This window comes from Vibrio hibernica, assembly GCF_015223435.1.
In the GTDB taxonomy this organism is placed as follows: Bacteria; Pseudomonadota; Gammaproteobacteria; order Enterobacterales; family Vibrionaceae; genus Vibrio; species Vibrio hibernica.
Genome location: NZ_VHKO01000114.1, coordinates 1 through 1,587 on the forward strand (window position 1 = coordinate 1; position 1,587 = coordinate 1,587).

The following is a 1,587-nucleotide window of genomic DNA, read 5'->3' on the forward strand; positions in this document are numbered from 1 at the left end:
AAAACAACTTTGGAACATCGCCAATACTTTACGTGGCAACATGTCGGCCGATGATTTTCGCGATTACATCTTAGGCTGATTTTCTACAAGTACCTGTCTGACAAACTCAACCAATACTCCGACACCTTATTATCCGAAGATGGTATTACCTTTACTGCGATTGATGCAAAGTCCGAAGATGGCAAAGAAATACTAGCCGCCATTCAAATTGAGGCGATTGATACGCTGGGTTATTACTTCAAACCCTCGGCCCTGTTTCATGTGTTAGCGCACGATGGCGAGAACGGCGAGTTTATATTAGATGACGTGCGTGACGTACTAAACGCCATTGAACAAAGCACCATGGGCAGCGATAGTGCCGATGATTTTAACGGCCTGTTTGATGAGCTGGATTTAACCTCCAACAAGTTAGGCAAAACCCCCGATGCGCATAACAAGCTGGTGGCGCAAATTCTGGTGCATCTCAACAACATTAACTTCCACCTTGAAAGCAGTGAAATTGATATTCTCGGCGATGCGTACGAATACTTAATTGGCATGTTCGCCAGTGGCGCAGGCAAAAAGGCGGGCGAGTTTACCCCGCAAATGGTGTCAAAATTGCTCGCCAAATTAGTCACCATAAATAACCCAGTCAAATCGGTGTACGACCCAACGTGCGGTTCTGGCTCTTTATTGCTTCGAGTAGCGAAAGAATCGAGCAATCAAGATATTAAATACTACGGCCAAGAGCGTAACCCAAGTACTTACAACCTAGCACGCATGAATATGATCATGCACAGCGTGCACTACAAACGCTTTGATATTGAAAACGACGACACACTAGAAACGCCACAGCACATAGATGAACGCTTTGATGCCGTGGTCGCCAACCCGCCGTTTTCTGCCCAATGGTCAGCCAGCCCGCTGCATTTGAATAACGACCGCTTTGCCGATTACGGTAAACTGGCACCAAAATCGAAAGCTGACTTTGCTTTTGTGCAACACATGATCCACCAGATTAACGACACTGGCACCATGGCGGTGGTATTGCCACACGGCGTGTTGTTCCGTGGCGCGGCCGAAGGCCATATCCGCCAGCACTTGATCAAAGAAAAGAATTATTTGGATATGGTGATTGGTTTACCAGCCAATATCTTCTTTGGCACCTCGATCCCGACTTGTGTTTTAGTGTTCAACAAGCACCGCAAGTCTGGTGATAATGTGTTGTTTATTGATGCCAGCAACCACTTTGAAAAAGGCACCAATAACAATGTGATGCGTGAAGAAGATTTACAGCGTATTTTAGATGCCGTTGCCGAGCGCAAGACCATCGACAAGTATGCGTTTGTGGCGGCCCCAAGTGATCTGGCTGAGAATGACTATAACTTAAACATTCCACGTTATGTCGATACCTTTGAAGAGGAAGAAGCGATTGATTTGACTAGCGTTGCCAAACAAATTCACTAACGACCAAGCCATGTTAGAGACAGACAAGACGATTGCGGAATTTTGTGCCGAGTTAGGGATTGAAGCACCGTTTGAGGTGAAGAGATGAGTTTAACTCCTTTATTACGTTTTTCCGATTACAAGTTAGATTTGGAATCTATA

Annotated in this window: 1 pseudogene; it reads left to right on the forward strand. The window is 45.5% G+C overall.

Going from position 1 to position 1,587, the window contains the following annotated elements:
• Positions 1 to 1,534, forward strand: a pseudogene (locus FH976_RS15675) (type I restriction-modification system subunit M); the annotation flags it as partial.
• Between the last annotated feature and the right edge of the window lie 53 nt (positions 1,535 to 1,587).